The 18699-nt window shown below is 38.7% G+C and carries 11 protein-coding genes; 7 read left to right on the forward strand and 4 right to left on the reverse strand.

Annotated features, from left to right (window positions below):
* Nucleotides 1–172 precede the first annotated feature (172 nt).
* The 3 genes from CLV48_RS00815 to CLV48_RS00825 are packed head-to-tail and all read left to right on the forward strand — an operon-like array spanning nucleotide 173 to nucleotide 3429.
* The gene (locus tag CLV48_RS00815) at nucleotides 173–2104 is read left to right on the forward strand and encodes a hypothetical protein (RefSeq protein ID WP_106566064.1); all 1932 of its coding nucleotides are present in this window, start codon (nucleotides 173–175) and stop codon (nucleotides 2102–2104) included.
* Between the two features lie 11 nt (nucleotides 2105–2115).
* The gene (locus CLV48_RS00820; protein WP_106565349.1) at nucleotides 2116–2940 is read left to right on the forward strand and encodes a DUF2490 domain-containing protein; all 825 of its coding nucleotides are present in this window, start codon (nucleotides 2116–2118) and stop codon (nucleotides 2938–2940) included.
* A gap of 21 nt (nucleotides 2941–2961) precedes the next feature.
* Entirely contained in the window at nucleotides 2962–3429 is a 468-nt protein-coding gene (locus CLV48_RS00825) for a hypothetical protein (protein WP_106565350.1), read from the forward strand.
* A 21-nt stretch (nucleotides 3430–3450) separates the two neighbouring features.
* Here CLV48_RS00825 and CLV48_RS00830 read toward each other — a convergent pair whose 3' ends face one another.
* Entirely contained in the window at nucleotides 3451–4551 is a 1101-nt protein-coding gene (locus CLV48_RS00830; RefSeq protein WP_106565351.1) for an alanine racemase, read from the reverse strand.
* A gap of 379 nt (nucleotides 4552–4930) precedes the next feature.
* Between CLV48_RS00830 and CLV48_RS00835 the strand changes: the two genes are divergently transcribed.
* Both CLV48_RS00835 and CLV48_RS00840 read left to right on the forward strand, forming a co-directional pair.
* Nucleotides 4931–8350 carry a DUF7133 domain-containing protein gene (locus CLV48_RS00835; protein WP_106565352.1) on the forward strand — a complete coding sequence of 1140 codons (3420 nt, stop codon included), beginning with the start codon at nucleotides 4931–4933 and terminating at the stop codon, nucleotides 8348–8350.
* Nucleotides 8350–9207 (forward strand): PIG-L deacetylase family protein, encoded by an 858-nt coding sequence (locus CLV48_RS00840; RefSeq protein WP_106565353.1) that lies wholly within the window; start codon nucleotides 8350–8352, stop codon nucleotides 9205–9207. The genes CLV48_RS00835 and CLV48_RS00840 overlap by 1 nt, the downstream gene beginning before the upstream one ends.
* Nucleotides 9208–9219: 12 nt before the next feature.
* Here the strand turns inward: CLV48_RS00840 and CLV48_RS00845 are convergent, their stop codons facing one another.
* The 3 genes from CLV48_RS00845 to CLV48_RS00850 all read right to left on the reverse strand — a co-directional run bounded on the left by CLV48_RS00845 (nucleotide 9220) and on the right by CLV48_RS00850 (nucleotide 12435).
* Complete coding sequence (locus CLV48_RS00845; RefSeq protein WP_106565354.1) at nucleotides 9220–9912, reverse strand: hypothetical protein; 693 nt, start codon at nucleotides 9910–9912, stop codon at nucleotides 9220–9222.
* Nucleotides 9913–10588: 676 nt separating this feature from the next.
* Entirely contained in the window at nucleotides 10589–10759 is a 171-nt protein-coding gene (locus CLV48_RS20880; RefSeq protein ID WP_425430707.1) for an outer membrane lipoprotein-sorting protein, read from the reverse strand.
* A gap of 506 nt (nucleotides 10760–11265) precedes the next feature.
* Nucleotides 11266–12435, reverse strand: coding sequence for a DUF819 family protein (locus CLV48_RS00850; protein ID WP_245889441.1), 1170 nt, complete (start codon nucleotides 12433–12435; stop codon nucleotides 11266–11268).
* 305 nt (nucleotides 12436–12740) lie between these two features.
* Between CLV48_RS00850 and CLV48_RS00855 the strand changes: the two genes are divergently transcribed.
* Both CLV48_RS00855 and CLV48_RS00860 read left to right on the forward strand, forming a co-directional pair.
* Nucleotides 12741–14960: a sodium-translocating pyrophosphatase gene (locus CLV48_RS00855; RefSeq protein WP_106565356.1), complete on the forward strand. Its 2220-nt coding sequence runs from the start codon at nucleotides 12741–12743 to the stop codon at nucleotides 14958–14960.
* A gap of 524 nt (nucleotides 14961–15484) precedes the next feature.
* The gene (locus CLV48_RS00860; RefSeq protein ID WP_106565357.1) at nucleotides 15485–18685 is read left to right on the forward strand and encodes a SusC/RagA family TonB-linked outer membrane protein; all 3201 of its coding nucleotides are present in this window, start codon (nucleotides 15485–15487) and stop codon (nucleotides 18683–18685) included.
* Nucleotides 18686–18699: the final 14 nt, after the last annotated feature.

Genomic DNA, 18699 nt, shown 5'->3' on the forward strand with positions numbered 1-18699 from the left:
AAATTGGTTATTTGTAGCAATCGATTTTGAAAACCAGTAATAGATGATGTTTAGGTTGGATCTGATTAAAGTGCCTGAAATAGTGTTTAATTATGTTAAAATAGAATTTTTTTATCTTGTAAATTCTACGGATAAAATCTCTGGATTATGGAAGAAACTATTTGTTTTTTTAATGATGATTATACTTTTTCCGACGATTTTGACTGCGCAAGAAGTATACAAAGGGGAATATACTTTTAATGGTCTAAAAGGTGAAGTCTCTTTTGAATTTGTTAAGGGTGATGGTGAATCCCTCATTAAGCAAGGGGACTTTAAGTTCCAAAGACTTGAAAAAGACAAAGAGGACAGGACTACAATTTTTAAGTCAATAGTTGAAGGCTTTTATGAACAAGACAAAAAAACCGGTCTTTGGAATTATTTAGAGGAGAAGCACTTTGTCGAGCTAAATGATGTAAATAATTTTAGATTGGATTATAGTGTTCAAAGTGAACAGATCAAGTTGAAATCATCTTATAAAAACGGTGTTCCTGATGGTAGATGGTCTTTTGAAAGAAGTGAATACAAAAACGGAAAACTCAATCCTAAATCTCAGGCAGAAGAATTTTTATTTCGGGAAGGAGATTTGATAGGAAAGTTTCAATACAAATCATTTGGGAATATTCGAACTCATTTTATTAGGGGTGAGCTGAACCAAAATGGTTTTATGGATGGGGAATGGACATTTGTTTATAGAGATGGATCCGTTTTAGTTTCAGAAAACAGGAATTATGTAGACGGCTTTTTATTAGGCGTCGTCAAGCGTGACTTGGAATCTGATGAGATATTGGAAGAAGAGGTATTTTATCAGACCATCAAAAAATTAAATCAAGCTAATAGGAAGGAAAATAAGGGCTTTAAAGTTGCTGAAGATAGATTTGGACTATTTTTTAATGATGGATTTTTAAACGATTCCAAACTTGCCACAATTCAGAACTCCGGAAACAAGTTTATTACTGAATTTTTGACCGATGTTCTTAGGTATGACGGTGATTATGTCAACCAGAAAGGTGAGTTGATAAATTACCCAATCCACACCAAAAGATTTGTTTTTGAACTGAGCAGGCAGCAACAACGAATTGTGGAGGATTTACCATTGGAATACGAGCGCTTGTTTGACTTGGTAAGCAATTATAATGAGCGCAACTCTCTCCGACTTAACCGACAACGGTCCGATACCCTTTCTTTTGCTTATGCATTTTTTCAGCACCAAGCAGAAAAATTATCCAAGTTTAACGAATTGATTGGCTTATTCAGGACTAAGGAAATCCAGTATTTTGATTTGGAATTTTTGTATTCAGAGGGTTTATCTTTCCTAACAGAAAAAGATGTTGTCAAATATGATTTAGGAGACAGTATAAGAACCAGGGAAATTGTTTTCCAAAAAATGGAATTTCAGGAAGATTTTTATGTTGCATTAGCCAATTATATCAAACAAATGAGTGAGAAAACTCAGGAAGTGAAAAAACTAGTTGATGGAACATTGGCTAAAATAGAACAAGATGAAGATTTAAGGGAAATCCAAAATCAAATACAAGAAAGAAAGGACAAAACTGAGGCTATTTATTTACAATCCTCAGGTTTAGATTCCAGGACCTTGGATCTAGTTACTTCTATTAGGAAAAATATTTTGGGAAATGGCTTTGACAAGATCAATGAGCGATTTGCCAAAGAAGATGATTTTAACAATAAAAAAGATTTGGCAAGGATTATGATGGACCTATTGGAGGAGTTGGAGAACAAATATCCAAACATCATCGAATTGTATAAAAAAGCTGAAGAGTTGGATAAATTGTACATGGAGGAATTGTTTAATCCTTTTACCTACACCCGTTATGATCAGCGTTCAAAAACCAGATTATATGAAAGTGCTGAAACTCTCCTTAATTTTTATTTCGAAGGATTGGCATCAGAACAAGATTACACCGAATTGAAGACCTGGCTTAGTAAAATAGAAAAGTTATTTGAAAGAATGGAAGCTTTAAGGGAAGATGATACGAGGAGGCTTGAGCGGCGCATAAGTAGGAGAATGTCGGTAAGCAAACTTGAATCTTTGTTGGAATTATAACCAGGTTTTGAATGGCAGAGATATTTATAAAAACTAGATTGCTAGGAATATTAGTATTCTTCTTATCCTTTTCAAATCAAGCATTGTCCCAAGGTCAGGTAGTTCCAGATGGGAAAATTAATTTACCGGCAACAACAGAAAACTGGAATGGACTATATTTGAAATTGAGACTTACCGAAAAGTGGTGGTGGTATCAGGAAAACCATTATAGAAGAAGAAATAGTATAGATAACAGATCGGATTTTATTGGCCGAATGAGCCAACTCTATAATAGGTTTGGGTTTACTTATCTGTTCACAGATAATTTTGAAGTGACATTTGGCCCAACCATTGTTTGGCAATTTTCACCTGAAAGAGGGAATCCCCGCTATGTGGATTCGGTACTTGATACCAGATTTTGGCATCAGTGGCTATTGACCCAAAGTGTAGGCTCTGTTAAGGTTTTGCATCAGTTCCGTTTCGAACACCGATACCAACGAGACAACGAAGTAGGTGCTGAATATGAGTATAAAGACCGGTGGCGATATAAGATAACAGCTTATGTACCGATCAACAAACCTAAAATGGAGAATAAAACGTTCTTTATTGCACCTTCAAATGAATTTTTCTTTCAGACAAACAGGGAAACCTGGAATATTTTTGAAGAAAACAGGGTTTATACTGCAATTGGTTATACCTACAACAATTATATGTTTTTTGGTGGCCATATGTGGACGTACGGTCCCACTAATACTCCTGGGACTTTCCGAAACCGTCATATCATTAGATTGAATGTCATGTACACCATTGACTTCAGGGACAGGAGAAGACCATTGACAAGGGATTTTGCATTTTAATCAACTGTTTTATAAGTGAAAATGAAAAAAACATTTGCCTTCTTAGCATTCATGATTTTGTCAAATCTGGCATTTGCTCAATATAAAGGCCAGTGGAGAGCAATTCACGGCTATGAAATGACCTCAGGTACAGGCTTTTTTGGCTTGAATTTTTATGGTGAATACTTCCCTTTGAACTATTTTTCTATTGTTCCTGGCTTTACATTTTATACACCTGCTTCAGGAAATGCCCGTGGCGTTGATATCAATGCCAGGTATTATCTCACTGAGAAGAACAGGCAATGGTACGGAACTGTGGGACTAGGACATTACACAAGGGTTTTTGAATTTAATCCAGAAGGGATTAGAAGACATAATTCTATTAACTTGGGTGCAGGAGGTATGCTTAAGTTAAGAGAGGAGTTAGGGATAAACCCAGAGATAATTTACCAACCTATCGGTAGAAATGAGGTCATTTTTAAATTAGCCATAGTCTATTTTATAAATTAGAGAGGAAAAAACCTTAATTGGTTAATCGCCTTCTGCATGATCAATTTGTTGACCATTAATCCCCAAATAGCTTCCCATGCAATCTGCAGTCATGCAGCTATGAATTGGAAGAATACCTAAAATATCCCCAATTTTGACTTTGGAGAGCAGATCATCAGAAGCTTTGATAATCCCGTGTTCTTGGGAAATGCTTTTGAGGTAGGATCGTTGCAAAGGAATTTCCCATCCGTTTTCTTTCAGATAAACCACCTCCCCAAAATTCTTGCTTCCATCCAGCTCAGTAAGTACATCCTTTGACAAGTGGACACCTCCTCCATGTACCAAAATCTCTTTTTTGTCTTTTTTGATATCTACTACCGGTACTGCTAGAGCTACAGCAATATCATCCATTTTGCAGCTTCCCAAATTGACCTGCATCATATCAAAAAACACAAAATTGCCAGGCCCAATTTCATCAATGTCCCCGAAATCTTCCATCACTGAACAGCCTGGAGTATCACCAGTTCTGGTAATAAGTTGAGGGTATTCTGTAATGTATTTATTTTTAAGCATTGAAAGTGCCGCTCTGGTTTGTTCATAAACGGCGTTTTTGTCAGGTTCATAGTAGGTATGCCCGGCATGGAGATAAAAGCCTTTGAATTTCAGTTTTCCAGAGACTTTTGCTGCCCTCATAATTGACTCGATCATTCCAAAATCACTGACTTCTACACCCGTCCTTCCATATCCTGCATCTATTTCAATAAAGAACCCTACCGGGAATTCCAATTCTGCCGCTAGTTTTTTGGTCACTTCTTCATTGATCAATTGTACCGAGATGGACTGGTTTTTTGCCAAGTCATTCAGCTTTTTTGTTTCCAAAGGATTAAAGGGAAAGGCAATATGTATATTTTCCCAGCCCTGTCCACAGAAGTACTCTGCCATTTTGATGGACGAGACGGTGATCTCTTTGATACCATATTCCTTTGCCCATTCACCAACAATATGTGATTGCGCAGTTTTGAAATGGGGCACCAGATTCAACCCATGTCTTTTGGCTTTTTCTGCCATTTTCTGAAGGTTGATTCGACAGATTCTTTCGTCTAATAGCAGGGTTGGGGAAGTAATTTGATCAAGATAGGACATGTGACGGCTTGTTTACTGATGGGAAATTAGGAAGAAAGATAGACTTCCCCAACTAGCCTTTGATAGAAGGATTAAGGGGAGGGGGAATTGCACCAAGAACATGTACCATGTACCAAATTGTAGGAATATAAAGAAGTGCAATCATATTGGGCAAAGATTACCAGGAAGGTATGTATGTTTTTAATTGGAGAGAGATTTGATTTCAAATTGGTCTTTAGTTCTTTTAACCAAGGGTTGACAATTATTCTTGTCAATAAGTTTTATTCATCACCTCAATCAACCAGTTAAAAAGTTTGCTTGAATTCAAGAATAGTTGAAAAGAAATTTTTCTGTTTTTTATATATATTTCAATTTCAATCCAAAAACCTGAAATTAACCTATGAAAACTATTGTAAGATTCCTTCCATTCAGTATGATGGCCGGACTGTGTATCTTTATTTTTTGGTCATGTAAAAATTCCCCTTCGGAACCTGTTGATTTAATGATAAAGCAAATGGATCATGAGGAAGTCAGGAGGATGGCAGAAGAACTTGAGTCTGTATCTAGTCCAACCCTAAAGGAAGGTCTTAGCATGTCCATATGGGCAGTAGATTCACTTATTGTAGATCCTATTTCGATTGATATGGACGAATTCGGAACGCTTTATTATACCAGTTCAGGTAGGTTGGGGAAAGTGGAATTCGATATCCGTGGGCATCAGGATTGGGAAATAGAATCCATATCACTGCAATCGATAGAAGAAAAGAGGGCATTTTTAAGAAAAGAACTTTCACCTGAAAGAAGTGAAGTCAATAAATGGCTCAAGGATTACAACAATGACGGTTCCCATGATTGGAGAGACATGTTGGAAATCAAAGAGAGTGTATATAGAGTAAAAGATACCAATGGAGACGGACTTGCAGATTGGTCACAAAAAATGGTTGAAGACTTCCATGAAGAAGTAACGGATATTGCAGCTGCAGTTTTAAAGTTCGAGGATAACTTATATGTAGGTGTTGGCCCGGATTTTTGGAAATTGAAAGACAAAAACGGAGATGGTATCATGGATGAAAAGGAGTCCCTTTCCCATGGATATGGTATACACATCGGTTTTGGTGCCCATGGCATGTCCGGTGCTACAGTTGGACCGGATGGCAGGATTTACTGGGCTATTGGGGACATAGGTTTCAATGGGGTGGATAAAACAGGCAAGCAATGGAAATATCCCAACAGGGGTGTAGTGGTGAGGGCTAATCCAGATGGTTCAGATTTTGAAGTTTTTGCCATGGGGGTCAGGAATACCCATGAATTTGTGTTTGATGATTACAATAACCTGATATCGGTAGATAATGATGGGGATCATAGGGGAGAGAGTGAGCGTTTGGTTTATTTGGTAAATGGTTCTGACACTGGCTGGAGGATCAACTGGCAGTTTGGAAAGTACAGAGATCCTGACAACAATTCCTATAAAGTCTGGATGGATGAAAAACTCTATATTCCCCGTCATGAAGGACAGGCTGCTTATATCACTCCCTGTATCATCAATTACGTGAATGGACCAACAGGTATGTTGTACAATCCTGGAACTGCATTGGGTCCAAGGTGGAAAAACAGCTTTTTTGTTGTGGAATTTGTGGGAAACCCCGCAAGATCTGGAATTCATGCTTTCAAATTAAAACCTAAGGGAGCCACATTTGAGCTGGCAGAGACAGAAATGATCCAAAGCGGCATGTTGCCCACCGGAATTGCATTTGGTCCTGATGGTGCACTTTATGCTGCTGATTGGATCAATGGATGGGGGAATAAAAATTATGGAAGGATATGGAAGATCGAAGATGAAGAAGGTAAGAATTGGGAAGCAAGGAAAGAGACCCAGCGTCTGATTACAATGGACTATAGCAAAATGACGGATGTTGAATTAGAAGACCATTTATTTTATGAAGACCAGAGAATCAGAAGAAAAGCCCAATTTGAACTTGCCAAGAGGGGAGATAAAGGTGCTGCTGTTTTTGCAAAGGTTATGAATCAAAAAGGTAACCAATTGGCTCGGATCAATGCCATAGTAGGCATGAGTCAAGTGGCTCGAATGAAGGATATGAAGCATGCCAAAACCCTCATTCCTTTGCTTAAAGATGCTGATCCGGAAATTAGAGCCCAAGCTGCCAAATGGTTAGGAGACATTAGATTTAAGGAAGCGGGGGAGTATTTGTTGGCACTGTTGGTTGATGATTATCCAAGGGCTACATTCTTTGCGGCGGAAGCGATAGGAAGGGTAGGATATAAGCCGGGATTTCCTGCATTGGTAGCACTTTTAGAAAGGAATGAAAATCAAGACGCTTACATTAGACATGCTGCTTCTTATGCTATGGCCAGCTTGGATGAACCAGAGCAATTGATTGAGTTGGCAAATCACTATAGCAAAGCTGTACGCCTTGGTGCTGTGTTGGCTTTAAGAAGAATGGAGCATCCCGGTATCAAAGAGTTTTTGAGAGATAATGATGAATATATCCTTACAGAAGTTGCCAGAGCCATCAATGATGATTTCTCAATCGAAGAAGCCCTACCTGAACTAGGGAATTTGTTGGTCAAAACCAAGTTCAGTAATGAGCCTTTGATCCGTAGAGCAATCAATGCCAACCTCAGGGTAGGAACAGAACAGGCTATGCAAAATCTAATTGCCTATATGCTAAAGCCAGAAGCTCCTGTGGTGCTAAGACAGGAAGCAATTGATGCTTTGGGCACTTGGACCAAGCCATCTGTATTGGATAGGGTTGATGGAAGGTACAGAGGTGAAGTGAAAAGAGACGGGGCATTAGTAAAGACTGCTGCCAAAGATGCCCTGATACAATTATTGGCAGATAGCCAGGAGGGTCTTAGGTTGAGTTCTGTCAATGCTATTGGAAGGTTGGCGATTATGCCGGCAGAAAAAAATCTTTTGACAATGGTAGCCAATGACAGGTCCCCTTCTGTAAAAACGGCGGCTTTACAAGCCTTGGCCAAAATGCAGTCTGAAAAGACCCCTGAAGCCATCGAAAAATCCATTGCAGATGCAGATAAGTCAGTAAGGGTTTCCGGATTGAAACTTTTGGATCAATTGGATATCGATAAGTCGCTTAAGGTCAATCTTTTATCAGATATAATTGTTAGAAGAACTACTGAGGAAAAGCAGGCTGCAATTTTGGCATTGGGAAAAATTCCAGCCGAGTTTTCTGGTCCTACTTTTGAGCTCTTATTGGACCAAATGGGATCAGGTAAATTGGATCAGGATGTTTTATTGGAACTGATAGAAGCTGTAGAAAAAAATGCTGCTCCTTCCATCTCCCAAAAATATAAGGAGGCATCTGAGAAATTATGGAAAGGAGATGTTTTGGCATCTTACCAAAGTAGTCTTAATGGTGGAGATGTGATCAGTGGCCGGAGGATCTTCTTCCAGTCCCAGACTGGTCAATGTATGCGTTGTCATGCATATGATGACATGGGCGGTAATGTTGGGCCAACTATGAATGGAATAGGCAGGAAATTAAGTAGGCAACAACTTTTGGAATCTTTGATAGATCCCAGCAAGCGGATTGCTCCTGGATATGGTATGGTGACATTAGACTTGAAAGGAGATAAAAGGGTCATTGGAATTCTAGTGGAGGAAAATAGTCAGACGATGTTGGTTTCCAGAGGCAATCAACCTGATACCTTGATACGGAAATCGGACGTGACAGAAAGAAAAAATGCTCCTTCGAGCATGCCTGATATGAAGGCAGTGTTAAGTCGACGTGAGATCAGGGACTTAGTGGCTTATTTGGCTACCCTCAAAGAAGACTTTTAATGAAACATATCGGTCTTATATTGGCAGTAAGTATCCTTGTAATTATGGTACTTACTGCTTTTTTTATGCTGTTTGCAAGGTTTATGATTCAGGATTCGAGTATTCCGGTGAGATCAGGATTGATTGATTCCTCATCTTCTAAAACCATCATGACATTTTTTGCCCATCCAGATGATGAAATAGCGATAGGAGGTACTTTGCTGGATGCAAGCAAAGCTGGTCATAAGGTAGTACTGGTTTGTCTCACTAAGGGAGAGGCTGGCCCTACAGGGGGGATGGTAGAAAGAAACCAATTAGCTCAAGTACGTGCAGAAGAACTTAGAAGGGTGGCAGGAATTATTGGTGCTGAGGCATTGGAGATTTTTGATTTTCCTGATTCAAAACTGGATCAGGTAGAATTTCGGGAGATTAAAGAATTGGCTATCCATATGATTGAAAAATATCAGCCGGATTATTTGATCACTTATGACAGCAGGATAGGTCTATATGGTCATAAAGATCATAGGGTTGTTTCTAAAGCCATGGAAGAAATTTATTTAGAAAGGAAAGGAAGCCATGCTTTTCCTGTTAAACAATATTTTCAGGTCACACTTTGCAAAAAACAGATTGAGATAGCAATGAAGTTATCCTCAGGATTTCAAAGAAACTATCCTAAAGAAGGGCCTGGTCTGCCGGTTCCTGATTTTGCTGTAAGGACGACACAATATTTTCCTGACTTATTGAATATGATTTCGGCCCATGCTACTCAACATGAGGTTTTGGGAGACTTTTTTCCTTATTATGACAAAATTCCAGTTTGGATATATGGGAGGATTTTTGACAGGGAATATTTTTATCAGTTCAAGGAAAACGAATAATTTATGGGTTGGTTACCACAAATATAGCCTGTAGAATAATTGCAACTGGACCGCAATGTCTGATTTCACTCTTTTTTGCTGCCTACTGTTTCCTTCCATATTCGCAAAAGGGCTGATAAGCATGGCACTTTCAAGACCGATCTCACCATTCATGTTTGGAACTTCAATAAATGCCCCGGCTCTCAAAGGAAAATAGACCCCTGTGTTGCTTGCATTAGAAATCACCGTTGTATAACTATCTTCTGAATAAATTCTAGTTTCGTCTTTTCTAATAGAATGAAAAACTCCCAAACCAGCTCCAGCATATACTTTGATTAAGGAAGGAAGAAAACCTCTCCTGTCTGGGTTAAAAATAAATGTAGGCATTGCATCAGCAAAAATCAAACTTCCATTAAAAGCAAATGGATATCCTGCTTCTGATATTCTTCTTTTGGCCCTTTCATTATAAAAATCACCACTTCCAATCATTTGCCAGCCTAAAGTTCCCCGGAAATCCCAATAGGGCCCCAAATATTTTGTAAAGTCAAGACTTGCAGCAGGTAATATTTTAAATTTAAAATCACTCATTACACCTGTATTGTCACCATATAAAAAGGAAGGTCCAACACCTATTCCAATTTTATCTGCTCTGGCCATTGATCTTTGGGCATAAGTGGAATAATTTATGGATAAAAAAAGACCTAAAAGGGTAAGGATTTTTTTCATTGTACTTTTGAAATTTCAAATAAAGAGATTAACCTTCTGCCCGAAATCGCAATAATTAAATTGTGCAAAGGTTAAGTTTTAATTTTATCACAACTATCTAATTTTTTGTGATTTTTTCTATAAATTTTAGATTGATAGACAAATTTTCAATTGTAATAATACCACAATTTCATTGGAGTTTCAACAAATTAATGACTAGCATGGCATAACCATTCAAAAACTCCATTTTAAAGCCATTGCTATCAAACTTCCAGCCTCGGAAATGATGGACTTTTCCTCCGGGGAAAAACTGTCCTAAGAGTAAAATATCCTGGTTTTCTACCAAATTCCCTGTGAAACTTGGACTTATAAAACGGCATTTCCGCTGGGAAAATAAAAACCAGCCAAACCAATATCTAAAATCGGTGAGAGTGGATATCCCGCCTTTGAAAATATAGAATGATCAATTATCTGCCATTAAAGGTTGACTAGAAGAAATTATTTTGTTCCTTCCTTCTTCCTGCGGATTGTTCAATTATTCAACAACAAAATTAATGTTATTGGGGAAAATCTGATCAAGGAAATTAAAAGCATAATCTCTTAAAAATAGATACTGTATGTGAAAGTGAAAAGAGTGAAAATGGCTCAATCCCATTTACCTTTACCATCTCAGATCGATCACCGCTCCAAAGTCTTACTAAAGACAGTTCCGAAAATGCCAAAAGAAATGACCAGTGGATGACATAATAATCATAATTTCCCTGTTTTCCGTTCGTGAAAGGCTATGGTTATAATCTTCCACCAATGAACTTTCCTTCACAAGATTATCATTGGAAAAATCTGAACCCATCCAGGATTGGGACATCATTGAAAGAGGCAATTAAATGGTCCTTAAAAATTGGGTAGCCAGTTCCAGATTTCCTTTTGTCTTTTCAAAAATGAAGTTCCTTTGTCCCTTTCTGTTTTCAGGAGAAGTGATTTTAATCATAGCAAAATATCTTCCTTTGGACTAGCTTTTAATGCCTAAGGTCCGGGAAAATCTTGGGTTGACAATTTCCAGTTCCATAGCAATGGTCGTTGTTTCTGCCTGCATTTTTGTCCATTTCCAAAATAATTGAACCGGCATCCTAGCTATATGAAAAAACACGGTAAAAATAAGGGTATTAACAATTCTAAAGACTTGTTTGCTCAATCCAGAGAGAGGTTTTTCAAGGGATTGTTTTTCAAAAATTTAAGATCTGAATATTACTCGATGAAAAAAATTACTTTTATCATCTTACATTTTATTAGATCAAATCTTTAAAGCCGGCATTAGAATTCAAATTCTGGATTTCCTTTATTTAATCAACATTCCTAAGTGAACAAATTGTCAGTTTAAAACATCTTCAAAAAATTGGCCATGAAAAATCCAAGATAATTGCCTATAGCATAACCTACAATGCCAATTGTTATTCCTGATATAATGATGTTTTTATTGCCCAAAGCACCTGCAATTACTGGGACAAATGGAGGAGAGCAGATAAAAGAAACCGAGGTGATCATGGTGGTATCTGCATCAATTTTAAATATCCTACTCAATAATAAATGCAAGGACAGTGAACCAAAGACAGCTAATGAAATATAGCCAAGCAATTCAGGATTGAACTCAGTTAAGGCCCGTATATCCGCCATTGAAGCTACTACTACACTAAAAATCAATATAAAGTACATCCCTGTTTCAAAAGTAAGTGGTATTTTATTTATTGCATTTACGGTAGAGGCAAGAATGGCCAGAGTCGTTATGGTTAAGATAGTAACTACCATCAACATGCTTTCAGGAACAGATAACCCCAAGCCCGCACCTAAGACTACTATGAGTAAAGCATAGCCTATACCAAGTAAGATGTGCTTGGCTTTATTTCCTGACTTAAATGTGCTCATGTTTCTATCAGGTATTTCACCTATTTGGGAAGGATTTTTGGGGAATTGAGGTAGGAATTTGCCAAAAAGATTTTTTCCAAAAGTCACTAGAAAGCTTAAATAAAAGACCCCAATGACCAGATCATATGTATGGGTGAGAATATATGTACCTGGATCCACATCCAGCATCATCTTTAGAGAAGCCAAATTGGGAGTCCCACCGGTATAAACTCCGACCAAAAGGCCTGCTATTTTCCAGAAATCAGGAATTTCACTTTGACGGAATAAAAAATATCCCAGGCAAATCATGCTGATCACAGAGAAAAGTCCAATGAATAGTGATGCCAAGGTTTTGCCGGCAAGGCTTTTCCATTGTTGGATATTGGAAGAGAAGAGCATAAGAGGGATGGCCAACAATACAGAGACACTCAGCAGGGCATCTTTCAAACCATAGATTTTAAAAGCCAATAGGTTATTTTCAGTTATTTGACCATTAAAGAAAAGTCCTTCGATTTCTTCCTGACTTGCCTTAGGATTAATAAGGATAAATTCATTAAGGAAGCTGCCCATCTGGGGCAGAAGGTTAGAATTGCCCAAAATCAGTCCGAAAATATAGGCAATGATAACAGGTCCAAGTTTCTCCAAAAAAGGAAATTTTCTGCACAGCCATAAAATTAAGGCTGGACTAAGCATGTAGAAAAACAATAAAACTAATAAGGTTAGGGTCATGGGCTAATAAATCAATTCAGCAATTTATCAAATGCAAATAAAATTCATTCATTATTACCTTTAAAATGATTTTACATTACACTTCATTAAGGAGGCTGTTCTGACAAAATAAAGTTCTGTGAACAAAAAAGTATGAGATTTATCTCTTTTGATTGCTAGATATTTGAATAATAATATCTTTGTCGGATCGAAAATTTGACAGTAAACGCAAAATAAGTTTTATGGAACAAATGTTTATTTATTTGGTGCCCTTATTGGGGATTATTGGCCTTATTGTGATGGCTATCAAATCTGCTTGGGTGACTAAGCAGGAAACAGGAGACGAGAACATGATGGAATTGGCCGGGTATGTGGCCAAAGGTGCCATGGCTTTCTTAAAAGCTGAGTGGAAAATCCTATTCTATTTTGTTGTCATAGCCTCAATTATCCTAGGTTGGTCTGGGACTTTGGTTGAAAATTCCAGTCCGATCATTGCCATTTCATTTGTAATTGGCGCTGTCCTATCTGCGTTTGCCGGTTATTTGGGGATGAACATTGCTACAAAGGCCAATGTCAGAACTACCCAAGCTGCAAAGACTAGCCTGAAAAATGCATTGAATGTTTCCTTTACAGGTGGAACTGTAATGGGACTTGGTGTAGCGGGCCTTGCCGTATTAGGTATGGGCTCCTTGTTCATTGTATTCTATAACATGTTTGTCGTTTCTACCGGAGGAGATGTAAATGGGGCAGCCATGGAAACAGCTCTTGAAGTATTGGCAGGGTTTTCATTGGGAGCCGAGTCTATTGCTTTGTTTGCCCGTGTAGGAGGAGGTATTTATACTAAAGCCGCTGACGTTGGTGCTGATCTTGTAGGAAAAGTAGAGGCAGGTATTCCAGAAGATGATGTAAGGAACCCAGCTACCATTGCCGATAATGTGGGGGATAACGTAGGTGACGTGGCAGGTATGGGTGCAGACCTTTTCGGATCTTATGTAGCCACAATTCTAGCCTCCATGGTATTGGGTAGAGAAATAGTTTCAGCTGACAATTTCGGTGGAATTGCCCCAGTGCTATTACCTTTGGTGATTGCTGGCTTAGGCTTGATGTTCTCTATTGTTGGGACCTTCTTTGTGAAAATTGCAAATGATTCTTCCAGTGTTCAGGCAGCCTTGAATAGAGGTAACTGGATTTCAATATTGTTGACAGTAGCAGCATCCTATCCGCTGATTATGTATATGTTGCCTGAAGGTGACTTGGTACTTTCTAGAGGTGGTTCAATTGCATTTACCAAAATGGGTGTTTTTGGAGCAGTAGTTATTGGTTTGATCGTAGGTGCCTTAATGAGTATGATTACGGAGTATTACACTTCTATGGGTAAAAAACCTGTGAACTCCATCATCAAGCAATCTTCAACTGGACATGCCACTAATATTATCGGTGGGCTTTCAGTAGGAATGGAATCTACTGTAGCACCTATCATAGTCTTAGCTGCTGGTATCTACAGTTCCTTCCTTGTTGCTGGCCTTTATGGTGTGGCCATTGCAGCTGCCGGTATGATGGCAACCACTGCAATGCAATTAGCGATTGATGCTTTCGGTCCTATAGCTGATAATGCAGGTGGTATTGCTGAAATGTCAGGATTGCCTAAAGAAGTGAGAGAAAGAACCGATATCTTGGATGCAGTAGGTAATACGACAGCTGCCACAGGGAAAGGTTTTGCCATTGCTTCAGCTGCATTGACCGCTTTGGCCTTGTTTGCTGCATATGTGGGGATTGCCGGTATTAATTCCATAGATATTTACAAGGCTGATGTCCTTGCAGGTCTTTTTGTTGGCGCTATGATTCCATTTATTTTCTCTTCTTTGGCCATCGCTGCTGTTGGACGTGCTGCGATGGATATGGTCAATGAAGTTAGGAGACAATTCAGAGAAATTCCAGGTATAATGGAATATAAAGCAAAGCCCGAGTATGAGAAGTGTGTTGAGATTTCAACCAAGGCATCTATCCGCGAGATGGTAGCTCCAGGTGCGATTGCATTGTTAGCTCCGATGATTGTTGGATTTGCTTTTGGTCCTGAAGTATTAGGTGGGTTGTTAGCGGGTATTACTGTGTCTGGTGTATTGATGGGAATTTTCCAAAACAATGCAGGTGGCGCTTGGGACAATGCTAAAAAATCATTTGAGAAAGGTGTAGAGATCAATGGTAAAATGGAGTACAAAGGTTCAGATGCACATAAAGCTTCAGTAACAGGAGATACTGTAGGTGATCCTTTCAAGGATACTTCAGGTCCATCTATGAATATTTTGATCAAATTGACTTCTATAGTGGCCTTGATCATCGCTCCACATATTTCAGAGGGAGATGCTCACCGTCATGGTAAATTGGAACAGGAAAATGTCAAAGAAATCACTTTGGAACCTGCCAAAGAAATTGTTAGCATCGAAGAGCTTAAAGTTGATTAATTAGCCCGGAATCAAGAATGCAAGAGGCTGTTTCACATATGAGACAGCCTCTTTCTTTATTGGATCTACTAAAATTTGATACCGAAATTTTTCAGTATTTTTTACGCTGTTGATTTAGCCTATATTTTTACCTTCTTGCAACACCGATTTCCTTCTGCCAATTATGTAATTTTTTCAGATAATCTTGGTTGGAGTTGGACACATTTTTATGAAGCGATTGATGAAATAAAATGCTGAAATTCAAATTTTTGATTGATCTATAGTGAAGAGAATTTGAATTTAGATATTTTTTATTTGATCTGGTTAAAAATGTTTTTAAAGAAGGTTCTTGTTTTACAATGGATTACTTTATACTTTGAATTTTAAATTTTTCCTGTTTAAATTAAACCAAATCCTGAAAATGACTTAAAATACTGGTTTAAAGTTTAATTTTTTCAGGAAATATTTTGATTGCAGTTGGTCTGAATGTTCCTCATTCGGTTTGGTTCGATTCTTTCATTTTCTTCAAACAAAAACAATCATTTATGAATCAAAAATTTACTGTTCCTATTCTCCTCTTTTTGCTTTTGGGTCTGGTTTTAAGAAGTCATGCCCAAACTCAGGTGAGGGGTAAGGTTGTGTCTCAGGAAGACGGGCAACCGCTTCCAGGGGTTACTATTTTGGTACAGAATACTACAATAGGTTCTGTCACGGATGTTGATGGTAATTATACTATCAATGTTCCAAGTGAAAATTCAGTTCTGACTTTTTCATTTATAGGATTTAAGCAGCAGGTTATCCCTGTCAATGGAAGATCTGTTGTCAATGTTAACATGGTCACTGATACGGAACAACTTTCAGAAGTTGTGGTCACTGCTTTTGGCCTGACTCAAGAAAAGAAAAAGATTTCATTTGCTGCACAGGAAGTTCGTGGAGATGAAATCCTGGCATCCCGTGAACAAAACGTCATTGATGCTTTGAATGCTAAAGTGGCAGGGGTTCAAGTAACAAGGCAAGGTGGATCAGCTGGTGCCGGTTCCAGTATAGTTATCCGAGGGATTCAATCTATTTCCGGGCAAAACCAACCTTTGATTGTAGTGGATGGTATCCCGGTAAACAACTCTTTCCGGGCTTCCATTGGAACTTCTGCAGGTGTTGATTATGCCAACAGGGCTATTGATATCAATCCAAATGATATCGAAAATATCACTGTTTTGAAAGGGCCTGCAGCCACATCCCTATATGGTATCCAAGGTGCTACAGGAGTAGTTTTGATTACCACCAAAAAGGGTTCAAAGCAGAAAGGCTTCACAGTTGATATTTCAACCAACAATTCTACAGACCGCATCATGAATTATTTCCCACAACAATTGAGGTACAGTCAGGGAGATAATGGTATTTTCAATGGAGGTACAACTTTCAATCATTATGGAGCTCCAATGTCCACTTTGAGATATGATGAGTCTACCCCAAATATTAAGGATCCTAGGGGAACTATAGTAGACATGAACCATCCCAACGCAGGTCCAAGAGTTCCTATTTATGACAATCAACGCCTTTTTTTTCAGAATGGATTTACTAACGATACCCATGTAGCCGTATCTTCTTCCAATGATAAATCCAACTTTTATCTTTCTGCAGGCAATATGTTTCAGCAGGGTATAATTCCAAATAATACCTTTAACAGGACTTCTATCAAATTATCGGCAGATTCTAAGTTGACCGAGCGTTTTAAAATCGGAGGTTCCGTGAATTATGTCAACAGTACCAGTACAAAATTTGGCAGGGGTGATAACTTCTCAGATGCCATTCAGGGACTTTATAGGACCCCTCCTTCATTTGATAATTCCGCTGGTTTTGTTTATCCCAGTGGGGTTCAAAGAAACTTTAGGGGAGCTGTAGATGGTTCTGTTCCCTTCAGTCCTGACAACCCTTTCTGGACAGTCGAAAAAAACCCGTACAATGATAATGTCAATCGATTTATTTCATTTCTGCAAACTGACATCAAGGCAACGGAATGGTTGAATATTACCCATAGACTTGGTTTTGATTTCACTTATGATGCCCGTACACAAGTCTGGGCGCCCTCCTCATCCGGAGGGGCAGCTATTTCTGCAAGTGGTGCTTTGGGAGGAAGGATTGTAGAGGATACTTATACAGATAAAATCCTTAATTCCGATTTCATCATTACTGCAAATAAAGATGTTAGTGAGAAAGTCAACCTATCTTTCCTTGTTGGTCATAACATGTTCTCTTCCAATACCATGAGCATGTTTATGAACGGGACTAATTTTGCAATACCGGGTTTGACTAATATCGCAAATACACAAGAAAACCCAATTTTCACAAAGACTGATTTTCGAAGAATGACCCAAGCGGTATTTTCGAGGGGTTCTATTGGATATTTGAATTCGATTTTCCTTGAACTTTCGGTCAGAAATGAATGGGCTTCTACCTTACCTGCCAATAACCGATCATTTACTTATGGTAGTGCCGGTCTAAGTGTAGCGGTTACAGATCTTTTCAAAATTGAAAGCCGAGCTTTGAGCTTTGCAAAACTTAGAGGTTCCTATGCCGGTGCCGGTAATATTCCCCCTGCATATTCCACAGAGACTTTCTATAACATTGCCACTACCAGCACGCGATATGCTCCAGGTGTAAGATTCCCGATTGATGGAGTGGGAGGAGTCTTATTGAGTCCTTCAGCTGGTAACAATAACCTTAGAGCAGAATTTACCAATACGTATGAAATTGGTGCCGATTTAAGGTTTTATGAAAACAGGTTCGGACTGGATGTGACCTATTACAATGCTATCAGCCGTGACCAGATAGTTTCTGTTCCAATCCCTGCTTCCACAGGATTTACTTCTCAATTGATTAACTCTGGTGAAATCCAGAACAAAGGGATTGAAGCTGTATTGACAGCAACTGTTGTAAATAAAGGTGATTTCAACTGGGATATGGTATTCAATTTTACCCGCAACAGAAATTTTGTGATTTCTCTACCCAATGATGAGCCAATAGTCAATAACCTTTTTGGGGCCCGTATCCAAAGCCGATTGATACCCGGTGAGCAGTTTGGGGTATTTTACGGAAATGCATTTTTGAGGAATGCCAATGGAGATGTTCTCATCAATCCACAAGGATTTCCAATTATGGACCCTGTTCAAAGGATGATCGGTAATCCCAATCCCGATTATCTGATTGGATGGAGGAATAACTTTACTTACAAAAATTTCAATCTGACTTTCCTTTGGGATATCCGTAAAGGTGGGGATATAGTAAATGTAACAGCTTTCTGGATGGGTAATGGTTCGGGAGTGGCCGAACATACCTTGGATAGAAATAAAGTAGCCATCTTCAGAGGAGTAATCGAGAACCCAAATGGAGACAACCATGGCCAAGTGAACAACATACCTGTTACCTTGAACCAAGCAGCTTTCCAAGGAGTTGGTCCAGCCATGTCTTTTGGTAGAGAATTGACAGAGCGGTGGGTACAGGATGGTTCCTGGATTCGCCTTCGGGATGTCAACCTGACTTATCAGATCCCAATGAGCGTTTCGAGGAAAATGGGAATGAGCAGAGCTTCTGTGGGTATCTATGGACGAAACTTGCTTCTATTTACCAATTATGGAGGTATTGATCCAGAGACCAATCTAAATGGCCCCAATGCCCCTGTTGGACTTGATGCCTTTACAACTCCGAATATGAGAAGTTATGGTGCTACTATAAACGTTTCTTTTTAACCTCTAAACTTGAA

This window comes from Cecembia rubra (genome assembly GCF_003014575.1).
Taxonomy (GTDB): Bacteria; Bacteroidota; Bacteroidia; order Cytophagales; family Cyclobacteriaceae; genus Cecembia_A; species Cecembia_A rubra.